The following is a 14,238-nucleotide window of genomic DNA, read 5'->3' as shown; positions in this document are numbered from 1 at the left end:
CTTAAATAGAAGGGTGATGACAGTGAAAAATGGTGTAAAGCTCATTCTTAGTCTATTTTTTGGTTTTGGTTTCTTCATCTTCCTCATTTCAAATTCCGTTTATGCTCAGCCAGTCATTCCAGGTGCCGCCGGTTATGGGATGGATACTCCAGCAGGACGCGGTGGCAAGGTTTATAAAGTAACTAGCCTTGAGGATAAGAACATACCAGGAACGTTACGATATGCCATTAGTCAATCAGGACCAAGAGTCGTGGTCTTTGAAGTATCTGGGACGATTGTGGTTAATAACTTCTTAGATATCATTGATCCTTATATTACGATTGCAGGTCAGACCGCTCCTTCGCCAGGGATTTTCTTAAGAGGAGCGAACCTTCGAATTTTCACACATGATGTTTTGATCCAGCATATTAGAACTGCTCCGGGTGACGAGCCTTACGCGGTGACTCCGACGAATCGAGATGCGCTCGCAATTGGCGTTCCAAATGGAAGACCGGACAATATCGTGGTCGATCATAGCACATTCACGTGGTCAGTTGACGAAATATTCGGAACTTGGGGCCCCTATGGCCATGTAACCTTCCGTAACGTGATCGGTGCTGAGCCTTTGAACGATTCTATTCATATCGATGAGGGGGCAACCGTAACTGCTCCACACGGTTTCGGACCCATATTCGATAATCAGCCGGATTCCAAAGTCGCGTTGATCGGCAGCCTGCTTAGCCATAATGAAGGGCGTATACCCTACACCATGGCAACGGAATATGTGCAAGTGAACAACGTACTGTATGACACCCATCAGAACTTCGTTAGGATGAGTGCTCAGAAAGGTATTCCAACGAAGAATAGCATCGTCGGGAACTTATTTAAAAATGGTCCTTCGCTAGCGGATTGGTCAATTGGGAAGAAACCAATTGAAATCTTAGCCGATGTCCCGAACGGATCGAAGCTTTATGTTGCAGACAATCAATTTCTGGATCGCACAGCGAATAATGAATATGTAGCTCGGACCGTAGCTACGCAATGGGATCATGTGCAGAACAGAACGGGATGGACGCAGGCCGATTTACAAGCAACAGAAGCTCCGGTATGGGTAGATGGACTTGTTGCCAAGCCTGTCGGAGAAGTGATGGACTGGGTATTGAATCAAGCAGGGGCAAGACCAGCAGATCGATTGCCGTATGAAACAAAGATCATTAACCAGGCAAGAAATGGCACAGGGATTATCGTGAACTCGATTGCTGAGGCCGGTGGCTGGCCAGTTGTTCCAACGAATCAAAGAAAGCTTGTCATTCCCAAAAATCCAAGCGCCGATGCAGACGGGGATGGATACACCAATTTAGAAGAGTGGTTAGAATCATATGCAGCCTTCGTCGAGGGAAGAGGCTCTCAGCCACCACTGATCGACCCTGCTGAAGGCGAACCCGAGGATGAACAAGGACATGAAGAATTTCCACAAATAATCTCAGATCTATTCGTCAATCCTGCCGCAAGCGGCGGGAGCACGTGGGCGATCATGACCAACTTACAGACGGGAAACCTAACCTATAGTGACAGAGCATTTAAATTTAATTCTGTGCCTCCTTCCGTTGAGGGCAGTAACTGGATCATGACAGCGGCCAACTCGAAAGCCTATTTAGGTAACGATCCATTAGCAACGTTCAAAGTTCTGGCGGATGCGGATGTATATGTAGCCTACGACCGCAGATTGACTGCGAAACCTCAATGGTTCCTTGATGCTGGTTATACAGCTACTGGAGAAGCTTTCATCATTAATGAGACGTTGCCCTTTGATTTGTTTAAGAAGACCTATCCTGCCGGTTCCACGGTCAAGCTGGGCAAGAACGGAAACTCAACGAATCTACAATTCATTCCTGTCGTGAAAAGTAGTCCAGCAGCAGGAAACGGAACCGCTGCCATTACGAACCCACTAGTGGGTTCAACACTACTTGCAAAACCAACCGTGATTTCTGGAACAGCTATCGATAACGACACGAAAAATCTAGCCATCACAGATGTAGGAATTTCCATTCTACAAAACGCGACAAACAAATACTTAAACCCACTAACGAATGCTTTTGATCAAAGCCATTCTGTTAGTTTTAATGTTTACAGTACGTACGATGTAAATTTGGGTATTTGGGCTTTAGATGTATCGAACGTGCTTTTTACGAATGGACAGTACACCGTAACGGCTTCTGTCTATGATGGCGCAGTTGGCGCAACCGCAGAAAGCTACTTCAATGTGGCTGTCGTAGATCCATCCAACCTAGTTTCAACGATCGCTAGCGCTCAAGCTCTCCATGATGCAGCCGTTGTTGGAACGAAGCCAGGACAATATCCGCTGGGTGCAAAGGAGATCCTTGTCAGCGCAATTCAGACTGCGCAAGTTACCGCAGCGAATGGAAGCGCAACTCAAGTTCAGTTGGATGCTGCAACAGCTGCTCTGCAATCCGCCGTTCAGGCCTTTCAGGCGAAAATCAACCCCCGACAACCAGAAGACGTGAATACGGATGGTCATGTCAATGTGCTCGACTTGATTGTCGTTGTTTTCAATTTGCATAAAAACAGCAACAGCCCTAACTGGGAGTCGATTAAAATGTCGGATGTGAATGGTGATCAAACCGTAGATGCCAATGATATTAGACTCATCGTATCAAAAATGATACACGATTGAGAAATGGGGAGGATAGCTAACACATACTATCCTCTCAACTTTCAGCATGAGCTAACGGGATATTTTTACAGCGAACTTGTCGTATTTCAGAGAATGCAGGAGGGAGTGAAGTGAATGACGGTAACAAGCAGAGTGAAGTTCAGACCTTACGCACCTGGCGATACGGCTTATCCTGTAATGATCGTTACGCCTGAAGATGGGTTTTATATTCATACTTTCTTCGATGTACGTCCTTGGAGTCCGTCCGGCAAGTATTTAGCTTGCTTGAAGTTGCCATTTCAAGACCGTTTGCCAGGTTCTGATGATGCAGCGACGGTTTGTATCATTGATTTGGTGGAACAAACGATTACGGAAATTGCTGACACGAAGGGCTGGGGGATGCAGGTAGGCGCTCATCTTTGTTGGGGCAGCGACAATCATCTCTACTATAACGATAAAGATGGTTGTGACGTGTTTGCCATGGAGTATTCGCTAGACACAGGATCAACAAGAAGGATGGCTGGGCCTGTTTATCAGATCGCTCCGGATGGTTCTTATTTATTGAGTCCGTCCCTAACCCTCATTAACGCATCGCAAAATGGATATGGCGCAACGATGCCGGCGCACTGCGATTGTATGCCGTCAATCGGAGCGCCTCATGATGAGGGCTTGTGGCAAGTGGACGTCAAGACAAATACGAAACGACTATTATTCAGTCTGCAGCAAGCATATGAGCTTTTACCGGATAAGAAACCGTTCGAAGGCGCTAGATTCACCTTTTTCCATACAAAAATCAACCGTCAACAAGACCGCATTATGCAAGTTGTTCGGTGTTTGTTCGATCATGGAAGGCCGCAAAAAAAGTTCATTATCACGATGGCTCCCGATGGAAGTGACGCTAAGATCGCGCTTCCCTATGAAATGTGGATGGAAGGCTCACATCATCCTGATTGGCATCCCGACGGAAAACATATTCTCATGAATATAAACATGAATGAGATTCGTTTCTGTCAGTTTGACAGTGCAGGAGAGAAATTCAAAATTGTAGCCCCACAAGTTCGAGGCGGAGGACACCCGAGCTTTTATCGAAATGGCACTTATATTGTAACAGATGCCTATACCGGTGAATCGTTTACGAATGAAGCCCATCAGGTCCCCATTCGTCTAATAGAAACGAGTACGGGAGAAGAAGAAGCCATTTGTTGGATATGGACGCTCGGAGGTACGCCTATACCTGCCGAATTACGATGCGATCCTCACCCGGTGTGGAGCGAAGACTTCCAATATATCTGTTTTAATGGAACACCAGATGGCAATAGGCAAATCTTAATCGCTGATTTAAGCTGCTTAGCTAAGAGAGTAGGAGGCTGAGTATGAAGCCAAATATAGTTCTCATCACGACGGATCAAATGCGAGCGGATTTGATGGGATGTGCAGGCAATTCGATTATCCAAACGCCTCATCTTGATATTTTGGCTAGACGTGGTATTCGGTTCGAGCAAGCTTATTCCCCAACGCCGATCTGTATTCCGGCTAGAGCCAGTGTAATGACGGGACTTGAAGGACACAGCATGGGAATTACCACGTATGTGGAGGGCTTCAAACTACCTACGGAGACTACTTTGCCTAAAGCACTCGGAGAAGCGGGATATGAAACGAGAGTAGTTGGTAAGATGCATGTCTATCCTGAGCGATGCCATTACGGGTTTGACAGTATGCTCTTGTGTGAAGAAGGTCGCATGTTTGGTGCCAAATCATCGGATAAACGAGGCTATGACGATTATGAGCTTTGGTTGGCGGAGCAAGGTTACCCCGGGCAGGCCTTTGCGCACGGGATAGCCAACAATGAATATGCGATGTCCCCGTGGCATTTGCCAGACCATTTACACCCGACGGAGTGGATTGCAGACCAGAGCTGCAAGACGATCAAGAGGAGGGATTGGACGCGTCCATTATTTCTTTGGGCGTCCTTTACTGCACCTCATCCACCATTAGCGCCTTTGATGCGCGACTTATATATGTATGAACGTGATGAGATGCCGAAGCCCGTCATCGGAGATTGGGTGGAACGGCACTCTTTATATGATCAACGAACGGTTGAGGGGTATTGCGGAGAAAGCTTGACGGATAAACAAACAGATCTAGCTTATCGCGGTTTTTATGCGTCAATTACTCAGGTTGATCGCGCGATCAACCGAATCATTGGGACTTTGCGCGAAGCTGGCATACTTGATAACACTTGGATTATTTTTACTTCCGATCACGGTGATAACATGGGGGACCATAAGCTTTGGTTCAAGGCTAACTTTAATCGTGGCGCATGCCAAATACCACTCATTGTTGTGCCGCCTTCTAAGAGCCCAATCCGTGGAGAATCTTGGGTATCTGGTCGTACGAATCGTTCACCGGTAGGTCTTCAAGATATTATGCCGACATGTCTAGACATTGCTGGTATAGCGGAGATAGAAGGGGTGGATGGAAGAAGCTTATTGCCGCTTGTCGTAGAACCAGAGCAATCTTCTGTTCGGAATTGCCTATTAGGTGAATTTGGCCGCATTAGTCAACGGACCCTGATGGTAACTGACGGACATTGGAAATATATTTGGTTTGAAGAAGATGGACAGGAGCTACTATTCGATCTTTTCGCGGATCCTTTGGAAACGCATGATCTAACGAACCTGAACGAGGAGCAATTGCAGCAATGGAGAGCTGAGCTGGTGCGTATATTGAGCGCAAGAGAGTCTGATTTGGCTGTAAATGATGGGCAATTGGCTCCGAAAGGTACGAAACGCTTGCTAAATGCTAGAGAGAAAGCTGATCTAGTACAAGATTTTAACCCCCGAGGTATTCATTAATGATGTTAATTAATTGCAAATGGAAGAGGTGAGATGACAATGATTCCATTCATTGCGAAGCCAGAACAAGTTGAAAAGAAAATAAAGGAATGGCAGCACATAGCAGGTTCTAACATGGTGTTGGATCATTTGGTAGCTTACAGCGGGCATAAGGTGTATGCCATCACGATTTCAGATTTTTCAATTGATCGCTCTAAGAAAAAAGCGCTGTACATCTCCCAGCCACATGCGCATGAGCCAGGAACGACAGCTGGCATGGTAGATGTCATTGAGCAGCTTCTTACTGGTAAAGATTTGCTCGGGAATCCTTGTCAATTTGACCGCGAGAAGGTGCTGGCGAATACAATCATTACCTTCAGTCCGGATGCCAATCCGTTCGGTCGCGAGAACTCGCCTGAGCTGTATTACGATGGATCAAAATACGATCCTAAGCAATTCCGATGTCTGATTTTTGGTGAAGACCCAGATCAGCCTGGTGAGTCATGGAAGAGAGTAGATCTGTGGGATAGCCGAGAGGAAAAGGTGCCTAATCCTATCGGTATCGTCTATGAACCCATTGATGAGTTCCGTTATGTGGAGCCGAACCGAAGCCAACTTTCGTCCTACTTTAAACTGTTTTATCAAATGGATAAACAGTATAGCTATGAATATTGGCTAGATTTACATCAAATGATGTTTCTAGGTCAGAATTCTCAAGATACGGGATATACATGTCAGATTTTCATGCCGCTTCCTGATCTTGTACACGGTAAGCACGCAGAAGAGAACAGAGCTTGGGCAGATGACATTACGGAGGGCTGGCAGGATAATGGTTTTGCAGCGAAGGCTCCTATTTGCACGCCATATACCGATATCCAAGCTGAGTATTTCCGTCGAAACTTCCGTGAAATCCATAAACGTATGAGTAGAATCAGTACCGAAGTCATTACAAATCGTGCTCAATATCCCGTAGACATTCAAGTCAAAGCGCAATCTTCCGCGATTGAAACGACATTGAAGCGACTACTTGACAAGAATTTGGAGGCATAAGCATATGATTTCTTTTGAGTACGATCAACCTCATCATCAAGGACTTGATACGCAGTTGATCGACAATTACGCGAAGCAATTAATGGAGATGAACACCAAAGCTTTACTGATCATGCGCAACGATAAACTTATTAAAGAATGTTATTCGGATGATTTCAGTCCAGAAAGTCCGCATTACACAGCTTCGCTCGCCAAGACGATCGTAGGTGGCTTAGCATTGGCGGTTGCGGTAACGGAAGGGTACATCGCGTATCATGATCTTGCCTGTACTTACATTCCAAGTTGGCAGAACGATCCCCTTAAATCGAAAATTACGATACGGCATTTAGCTACGCATACCTCGGGTTTAGAAGACACATCGGCGTTTGATAATGAGTTAACTGGGTGGAAGCTGATGTTTTGGCAAAAAGATCCTAGTCCTTCGGCCTTGGATCCAATTACCTGTTCCCTTGAAATGGCGCAAATGCTGCACCCTCCTGGGACGAAGTTTCTTTACAGCAACCCGGGATTTGGTGCCCTTTCTTATGCCATTACGGCAAGCTTGCAGCATTCACCTTATCCGGATATTCAGACGTTGCTGCAAGAAAGGATCTTCAGCCCCCTTGGCATTCCGGATAATGAATGGAGCATCGGTTACAAAAAGCCAATTCGATATAATGGCATAGACGTGTACGGGACATGGGGAGGAGCAGAATTTACGGCTCGCGCAGTTCTCCAAATTGCTCGTTTATACCTTCAAAAGGGCCAATGGGAAGGTCAAACTTTAATTAAGTCCCAGGTGTTAAAGCCGATGATGACAGCAAACGTTCACTCCATCACACAGGAAGGATTCCCGCATGGTGACCTATTGACCGCATCCATTTGCGGATTTTCGAATCATTGCACGGTATTTCCTAACATTCCGGATTGTACCTTTATTGGAGCAGGCGCAGGACAACAAGTGATGATGGTTATTCCGAGTCTCGATTTAATTGTAGTTCGGATGGGTAATCGGATGCTCGAACTTAAGAATCCTACGATCTGGGCCGAGATCAAGGACTATATCTGCGATCCAATTCAAGCCATGCTGCTGCATCAAAGCCCATTCCCAGCAAGTGATAAGGTACGTCATGTATCGTTCGAAGCTCCTGAGCGGATCAGAATGAGCGGTGAAGACAGCGATAATTGGCCGTGTACATGGGCGAATGATGGAGAGCTCTATACTTCCTACGGGGACGGCTACGGATTCCTTCCGCATACAGAGAAAAAGCTTAGCCTAGGCTTTGCCAAAATCTTAGGTACTTCACAAGCATTTGAGGGCATTAATTTGCGTACGGAAACAGGCGAGCGGGAAGGCGACGGACCCTCAGGTGAAAAAGCTAGCGGTTTACTCATGGTGGACGGTGTGATGTATATGCTTGCTAGGAATGCAGGCAATTCGCAAATCGCCTGGTCAGAGGATAGAGGGCAATCTTGGGAGTGGGGCTTCAAGTTTGAAACCAGCTTTGGTTGCCCGACATTCGTCAACTACGGACAAAACTATGCCGGTGCGCCTGACGCTTACATCTACATTTATTCTCCTCACGGGACTAGTGCTTATGAAGAATATGACCATATCGTTATGGCTCGGGTAAATCGGTATCAACTCAAGCACTTAGCTGAATATGAATATTTCAGAGGTCGCGATGAGTTAGGGGAGCCTGTATGGACCCCATATATTGAAGAGATGGGTCCGGTATTCACGTTTCCCAAGCACTGTCACAGGCTCGAAGCCATCTACCACGCGGCCACCCAAAGATATTGGCTCGTTTCAGCATGCAATCACGAAGGTGGATGGGGGATTTTCGATTCACCAACCCCCTATGGTCCATGGAGCACGGTCTATTTCACGGAGTATTGGGGACTTGGCAAGACACACTCCTACCGGTTTCCGACGAAATGGATTAGTGAAGATGGGACTCAACTGAATCTAATCTTCTCCGGAAGACGCTTCAAATCGATTGATTATGATGCGATGTGCGTTCGTTCCATGACCCTTACATTGACTGATTGACAAGCAGTTTCACCTATAGGGGGCTTCTAGTACATGAAACCTATTATTGTGGTAACCTCGACTTTCGATAGCGGCAATACGTTTCTTCATAAGGATTATTCGAACGCAATCGTGGAAGCTGGCGGCATCCCGTTCGTCCTGCCATATATGACTTCAGAGGACATGTTGGATCAAGTTTGCGATATGGCAGATGGGCTCATGCTAAGCGGAGGAGAGGATGTTGATCCTTTCCTGTACGGTGAAGAACCTTCTCCAGGTTTAGGAACCATATCACCAGAACGCGATGAGATCGAGAGACGATTAACAGAACGATTTCTACAATCGGGTAAGCCCATCCTAGCCATTTGCCGAGGCTTGCAGCTTTTGAATGCTGTCGCAGGGGGAACGTTAATCCAAGACATTGATCGGGAGCATTCGGGATGTTTACAGCATAGACAGAATGCGCCGAGAGATCACCTGTCACATCAGGTACTCATTCAAGAAGGAACGCTGTTGGAACGAATCATCGGTTCCACTCACATTCGCGTGAACAGCTTCCACCACCAAGCGATTAAACGAACAGCACCTGGCTTTCTTGTGAATGCAACCGCTGCTGACGGCATAATTGAGGGGTTGGAAAGCCTGACTCATCGGTTTGTATTAGGCGTGCAGTGGCATCCGGAAAACTTAGCTAGAACAGACGAGACAGCGAGTCGTATTTTTAAAGCATTTGTCCGTGTATGCAGCGGTGAATAGAAAGCAGGAGGATGGACGAGATGTCTGCTAATAAATTGTACCCGCCTTATCCGAATAGTAAATTCATCAAAGGTATCACCTTTGATTGGTCCAGTCGCATTCGACTAGCCCCTGGAAGTGATAATTGGCCGTTAACTTGGGCGGATGATGGGCACCAATATACGGTATTTGGCGATGGCGGCGGTTTTGGTGGTACGAACGAAATTGGGCGTGCCAGTATGGGTGTAGCAAGAATAGAAGGGGATCGAAAAGCGTATAAGACGTTTAATGTTTGGGGTGGAAAGGATGCGGAGAATCCGGCAACTTTTACAGGTAAATCATGGGGCATTATTTGTATAGACGGGATCTTCTACATGTGGCGAAGCGGTGCGGCATCTAGCGATTGCTACGAATTTCAGAAGCTATACAAATCAGATGATCGTGGAGCTACCTGGGACGATACCGGTGTCGAGTTCCATATCGATTCGTTTAGCCGATCTAGGGGGTTTTTCGTACCGACCTTCTTGCAGTTTGGCCAGAATTATCAAGGGGCTAGAGACAATTACGTCTACATGTATGCACCGGAGGTGAAGAGCTTAGTCTGGGAGCTTCAAGTGCCAGGCGAAATCTCGTTAATCCGTGTACCGAAAGATAAAATTACCTCTCAGGAACATTATGAGTTTTTCGCTGGAAATGAGTACGGTGGAACGCCGAAATGGACCAAAGACGGCGAACAGCGCAGGCCTGTCTTTTACGATGCGAATGGCGTCATGCGGGTAAACGCGGTGTACAATCCTGCGCTTAAGAAATATCTTCTCGTCACCCAACATACGGCAAGAAACTACGGATGGGGCATTTACGAAGCTAATGAACCTTGGGGATCATGGAAAACGATCTATTACTCGGATTGCTTCGTTCCGGAAGATTGGGAATGCAAACTAGTATCTTACTTGAGCTTTTCTCCGAAATGGTGGGACAACGATGGCTGGGAATTCGTCATGGTGTTCTCAGGCAGAGAATATAATGATGCTTGGAATTCCATTGAGGGAGGCTTCATCATCTGACCTATTTTTTACATATTTTATTGTCGAATGTGGTTCCCATTGGCTTGATCATTGCGATTGGTTTTGTAATGGGAAGAAAATATACGATTCACGCAGCTTCTTTATCCAAGCTAGTATTTAACTTGTTTATGCCAATCTTTATGTTTGTACTTTTAATCAAAGTGTCGATTAGTTGGGAGCTCGTATTGAAAGTAGCCTTATTCAGCGTTTTATTTGCTGTTGTTTCAGCTGTATTGGCGGAAGTTGTGATCCGAATACGTCGATATGATGCTCCGATGCGAGGGGCTATGCGTAATACGATCCTATTTTATAATAGTGGCAATTACATGATTCCTCTGAATCAACTTGTGTTCGCAGGAAATCCGGTTACTCTAGCCGTTCAAATTATCGTTTCGGTGATTCAAAATCTGCTGCCGGGAACATATGGCATCTATAACGCGAATGCGCATAAAGGTGAATTTAAATTTGCAATAAAAACAATTATTCTATATCCCGGCATTTATGCCGTGCTTGCAGCGATCATTATTAGATTATGGCATATTACGATTCCAGAACCGTTGTATCTTCCTTTGGAATATATGTCTGGTGCAACGATTGCTTTGGCTCTCATTACATTAGGCGTTCAGCTTTCCACATTGAATTTGAACATACGATACGATGATGTTCTCATCTCAGCCACACTTCGTTTGCTGGCAGGACCTCTGATCGGATATGGACTTGTCAAACTAATGGGCTTCCAAGGAGATATTGCGAGCGCTTTAGTCCTCTCATGTGCGGCGCCAACCTCCTTAATTTGTGCATTGATCGCACTGGAATACGATAATGAGGCCTACTTCTCCGCGCATGCCGTGTTATTCTCTACAGTAGCCAGCATGTTGACGGTTACGTTCACCATCTTCGCTTTAGCGTAAATAAAAAAAAGGAGCTGAGAGCAATGAAGGATAGCCCGAGACGAACAGCCAAAATTGGTCTCATTCAAGTGAAGCCAAGGTATGATGACAGTGTTACTGTAGAGGGTTGCCTAGAAGAGCTGCTGCTTCTGGCAGAGGAAAGCCTTAAGGATGGAGCCGATCTTGTATTCATGCCAGAGGCATATCAATATCGTTTGGCCAGGCGTCATATTCCAAGGGGTGAGCTCTCCAGAACGTATTCCGAAGCCTATAAGCAGCGCTGCAGCAACCTCGCCAAGAAGTACAATGCCTACGTAGTTCCTTGGGATTATGAAATAGATGAGCATGAGAATGTCTATAACGTATCTTATGTTCTGGACCGAAATGGCGTTGAGATCGGAAGGTATCGGAAGGTGCATCTGACCCGCGGTGAGACGAAAGTGTTAACCAATGGTCACGATTTTCCTGTGTTCGACCTTGACTTCGGCAAGGTTGGCATCATGATCTGCTTTGACAATTATTATCCAGAATCCGCTAGAATATTGGCATTACGTGGAGCAGAATTGATCCTGTTTCCTTTGTTTGGCGATACCTTAAATCCGCAAGGGGAAATCAAATTAAGAGCAAGAGCAATTGACAATTCTGTCTATGTCGCGACTTGCCATTTACATGCTGAGCCGGGGACTTCTTTTACTGGGATGGTCTCGCCAAGCGGAGAGATCATCAGCAAAGTAGAGGAAGAGGGCACTTATCAAGTGGTTGAAATCGATTTGAGCACCAAGATTATAACGAATACGAGAGCTGTAAAAGGCTCTTGCGAGGATATTAAACAAGTGTTGCTTAAGCTCCGTCGAATGGAAGCCTATCAACCATTATTAGAAGATTGTCCGCAAAAGGATTGGAATGAGATTGAATTTTTTGAGTAAAGACAGGAAGAGGACGATAAGGCCATTCAGATCATCTCTGGATGGCCTCCGTTAACATGAAGGAGGTTTTATGTGTGGAACAACAATCTCGTTTTGCCTTTTCTGTCTTTACCAAGCCATGGAAATCATTGCCAATAGATCAATTAGCAGTAAAGGTCCATTCGTTAGGAGTTGATGGCATTGAATTACCCGTTAGAGAAGGATTTCAAGTTCAGCCCAATCAGGTAGAGAAAGAGTTGCCAATCGTAAGCCGCACATTTAAGGAGTATGGTTTGCAAATTTATAGTATCGCAAGTACAACAGATGAATCGATTTTTGCAGCTTGCGCGGAATCAGGCATTCCCCTCATTCGGATTATGGTCGATGTAGATTTTAATGAAGGCTATTGGGCATCTGAGAGAAGAATTAAATTGGAACTGGAGAAGATTCAAGTGTTATGTCAAAGATACGGGGTAAAAGTTGGCATTCAACAGCATATTGGACGTACCCGCATCAAAAATGCTTTTGGTCTACATCGTATCCTTGAAGGCTTAGATCCGAACTGCATTGGAGCGATTTGGGATGCAGCACATGACGCTTTAACGGGGGAGCGGCACGAGTTGAGTCTCGATGTGGTTTCATCATACTTATGCATGGTGAACTTAAAAAATGGCTTCTACCATAGAGTGAACGGAAATGAAGCAGAGCAGGCGCAATGGGAGCCCTATTGGACAACGGCACGCCATGGAATGGCCTCATGGTCAGCCATTATTGATAATTTGATTCAACGGGATTACAAGGGTGTTCTGTGTTTAACAGCCGAATATAACGATGAAGCGAATGTTGACTCACATATTGCGGAAGATATGGCCTATGTAAAAGCGCTCGTTCATAAATGAAGTCTACTAGGAGGAGAGATGGGATGCGTTCCTATATAGCCAAGATACAACTATATCCAGTACTTGTTCCTTACCGTAGAGTGTTTACACTTGGCAACGGCGCCACCAATAATACCAATGATTCTGGTAAGCCCGTGTTGTTTATCAGAATGGAAACGAATGACGGAATGGTGGGCTGGGGGGAACAACGAGCCGAACCTAGATGGAGCTATGAGACGATTGAAACGATGGTTGCAGTGATTCAACATCATCTAGCTCCATTAGCGCTCGGCTTATCCCCCTATGAGGTTAACCTGTTCCATAAACGAGCAGAAGAGGCACTTAGCGTATCCGTTTCCAATGGTATGCCATTTGCTAGAGCTGCAATCGACATGGCTTTCCACGATCTTGCAGGAAAAATGGCTGGTTTGCCTTTACATGCCTTACTCGGCGGGGCGATCACTTCGGAAATTCCGCTTTGTTCTGCGATTGGCGTGAATCTACCTGAGGTCATGGCCGAGCAAGCGCAAGAATCTAGTCATTATTCTGCGTATAAGATTAAAATATCGGGTGATGTTAGCGGTGATCTTAAGCGGATACAAGCCATACTTAAAGTAACAGGGAATAAACCACTATGGCTGGATGCCAACCAGTCTTACACTCCCGGAACGATGGTTCAGCTCTTGGAAGCCATCCGTGGATTCCCATCTGTCGTTTGCGTAGAACAACCGGTTAAAAGCCCGGATTGGTCAGGAATGTCAGCTATACGCAGACGAAGCCGATTGCCAATTGCAATTGATGAAGGTAGTTTCTCAGCCATGGATCTGGCGAAAGCTATTCAGATGGAAGCTGTAGATATGGTTGTACTCAAAATTTGCAAATCAGCTGGTATTCGCAAATGCATGGAATCGGCTGTTGTTGCGAAAGCGAACGGAGTCGAATTGTTAGGCAGTGGTTTGACGGATTGCGGCGTAGCCTTTGCAGCGTCCATTCACCTGTTCAGTACACTTAATCTTGCGCTTCCTGCCGAATTAAATGGTCCAGAGCTGCTTCAAGATATGTTGGTTAAAGGACTTGATATCCAAGGAAGTATGGCGCAGGTTCCAATTGCACCGGGTTTAGGTGTTGAACCTGAAGTTGAAAAACTGCATGAATTACTCATAAAAACGATAGGTGAAATCGTTATAACTTAATGAAAAAAAAGGAGAGAAACTACAC

The 14,238-nt window shown here is 45.7% G+C and carries 11 protein-coding genes; all 11 read left to right on the top strand.

The genetic code is table 11. The annotated features are described in order from the left end of the window. Window positions 1-16: 16 nt before the first annotated feature. The 11 genes from AC58QG_RS05495 to AC58QG_RS05445 all read left to right on the top strand — a co-directional run bounded on the left by AC58QG_RS05495 (window position 17) and on the right by AC58QG_RS05445 (window position 14,213). Window positions 17-2,674: a dockerin type I domain-containing protein gene (locus AC58QG_RS05495; protein WP_497361092.1), complete on the top strand. Its 2,658-nt coding sequence runs from the start codon at window positions 17-19 to the stop codon at window positions 2,672-2,674. Window positions 2,675-2,788: 114 nt separating this feature from the next. After that, the gene (locus AC58QG_RS05490) at window positions 2,789-4,024 is read left to right on the top strand and encodes a TolB-like translocation protein (protein ID WP_497361091.1); all 1,236 of its coding nucleotides are present in this window, start codon (window positions 2,789-2,791) and stop codon (window positions 4,022-4,024) included. A 2-nt stretch (window positions 4,025-4,026) separates the two neighbouring features. Then, window positions 4,027-5,508 (top strand): sulfatase-like hydrolase/transferase, encoded by a 1,482-nt coding sequence (locus AC58QG_RS05485; RefSeq protein WP_497361090.1) that lies wholly within the window; start codon window positions 4,027-4,029, stop codon window positions 5,506-5,508. 33 nt (window positions 5,509-5,541) lie between these two features. Then, on the top strand, window positions 5,542-6,537 hold the full coding sequence (locus AC58QG_RS05480; protein WP_497361089.1) for a hypothetical protein: 996 nt from the start codon (window positions 5,542-5,544) through the stop codon (window positions 6,535-6,537). A 4-nt stretch (window positions 6,538-6,541) separates the two neighbouring features. Beyond that, complete coding sequence (locus tag AC58QG_RS05475) at window positions 6,542-8,569, top strand: serine hydrolase (protein ID WP_497361088.1); 2,028 nt, start codon at window positions 6,542-6,544, stop codon at window positions 8,567-8,569. Window positions 8,570-8,602: 33 nt separating this feature from the next. Beyond that, the gene (locus AC58QG_RS05470) at window positions 8,603-9,304 is read left to right on the top strand and encodes a gamma-glutamyl-gamma-aminobutyrate hydrolase family protein (protein WP_497361087.1); all 702 of its coding nucleotides are present in this window, start codon (window positions 8,603-8,605) and stop codon (window positions 9,302-9,304) included. 20 nt (window positions 9,305-9,324) lie between these two features. Beyond that, a complete protein-coding gene (locus tag AC58QG_RS05465) occupies window positions 9,325-10,347 on the top strand; it encodes a DUF4185 domain-containing protein (RefSeq protein WP_497361086.1) in 1,023 nt (340 codons plus the stop codon). Between the two features lie 29 nt (window positions 10,348-10,376). Further along, entirely contained in the window at window positions 10,377-11,258 is an 882-nt protein-coding gene (locus AC58QG_RS05460) for an AEC family transporter (RefSeq protein ID WP_497362785.1), read from the top strand. Window positions 11,259-11,281: 23 nt separating this feature from the next. Next, entirely contained in the window at window positions 11,282-12,163 is an 882-nt protein-coding gene (locus AC58QG_RS05455; RefSeq protein ID WP_497361085.1) for a carbon-nitrogen hydrolase family protein, read from the top strand. Between the two features lie 74 nt (window positions 12,164-12,237). After that, window positions 12,238-13,041: a sugar phosphate isomerase/epimerase family protein gene (locus AC58QG_RS05450; RefSeq protein ID WP_497361084.1), complete on the top strand. Its 804-nt coding sequence runs from the start codon at window positions 12,238-12,240 to the stop codon at window positions 13,039-13,041. A 23-nt stretch (window positions 13,042-13,064) separates the two neighbouring features. Further along, window positions 13,065-14,213, top strand: a complete 1,149-nt coding sequence (locus tag AC58QG_RS05445) for a mandelate racemase/muconate lactonizing enzyme family protein (protein WP_497361083.1) — start codon at window positions 13,065-13,067, stop codon at window positions 14,211-14,213. Window positions 14,214-14,238 lie beyond the last annotated feature (25 nt).

The organism is Paenibacillus sp. J22P169 (assembly GCF_059691995.1).
Note: the sequence above shows the minus strand (reverse complement) of the source record. Positions and strands in the feature narration are given on the sequence as shown.

Coding starts and splice junctions, on each gene's coding strand:
- AC58QG_RS05495 (WP_497361092.1), top strand. CDS start 17: ATGACAGTGAAAAATGGTGTAAAGCTCATTCTTAGTCTATTTTTTGGT.
- AC58QG_RS05490 (WP_497361091.1), top strand. CDS start 2,789: ATGACGGTAACAAGCAGAGTGAAGTTCAGACCTTACGCACCTGGCGAT.
- AC58QG_RS05485 (WP_497361090.1), top strand. CDS start 4,027: ATGAAGCCAAATATAGTTCTCATCACGACGGATCAAATGCGAGCGGAT.
- AC58QG_RS05480 (WP_497361089.1), top strand. CDS start 5,542: ATGACAATGATTCCATTCATTGCGAAGCCAGAACAAGTTGAAAAGAAA.
- AC58QG_RS05475 (WP_497361088.1), top strand. CDS start 6,542: ATGATTTCTTTTGAGTACGATCAACCTCATCATCAAGGACTTGATACG.
- AC58QG_RS05470 (WP_497361087.1), top strand. CDS start 8,603: ATGAAACCTATTATTGTGGTAACCTCGACTTTCGATAGCGGCAATACG.
- AC58QG_RS05465 (WP_497361086.1), top strand. CDS start 9,325: ATGTCTGCTAATAAATTGTACCCGCCTTATCCGAATAGTAAATTCATC.
- AC58QG_RS05455 (WP_497361085.1), top strand. CDS start 11,282: ATGAAGGATAGCCCGAGACGAACAGCCAAAATTGGTCTCATTCAAGTG.
- AC58QG_RS05445 (WP_497361083.1), top strand. CDS start 13,065: ATGCGTTCCTATATAGCCAAGATACAACTATATCCAGTACTTGTTCCT.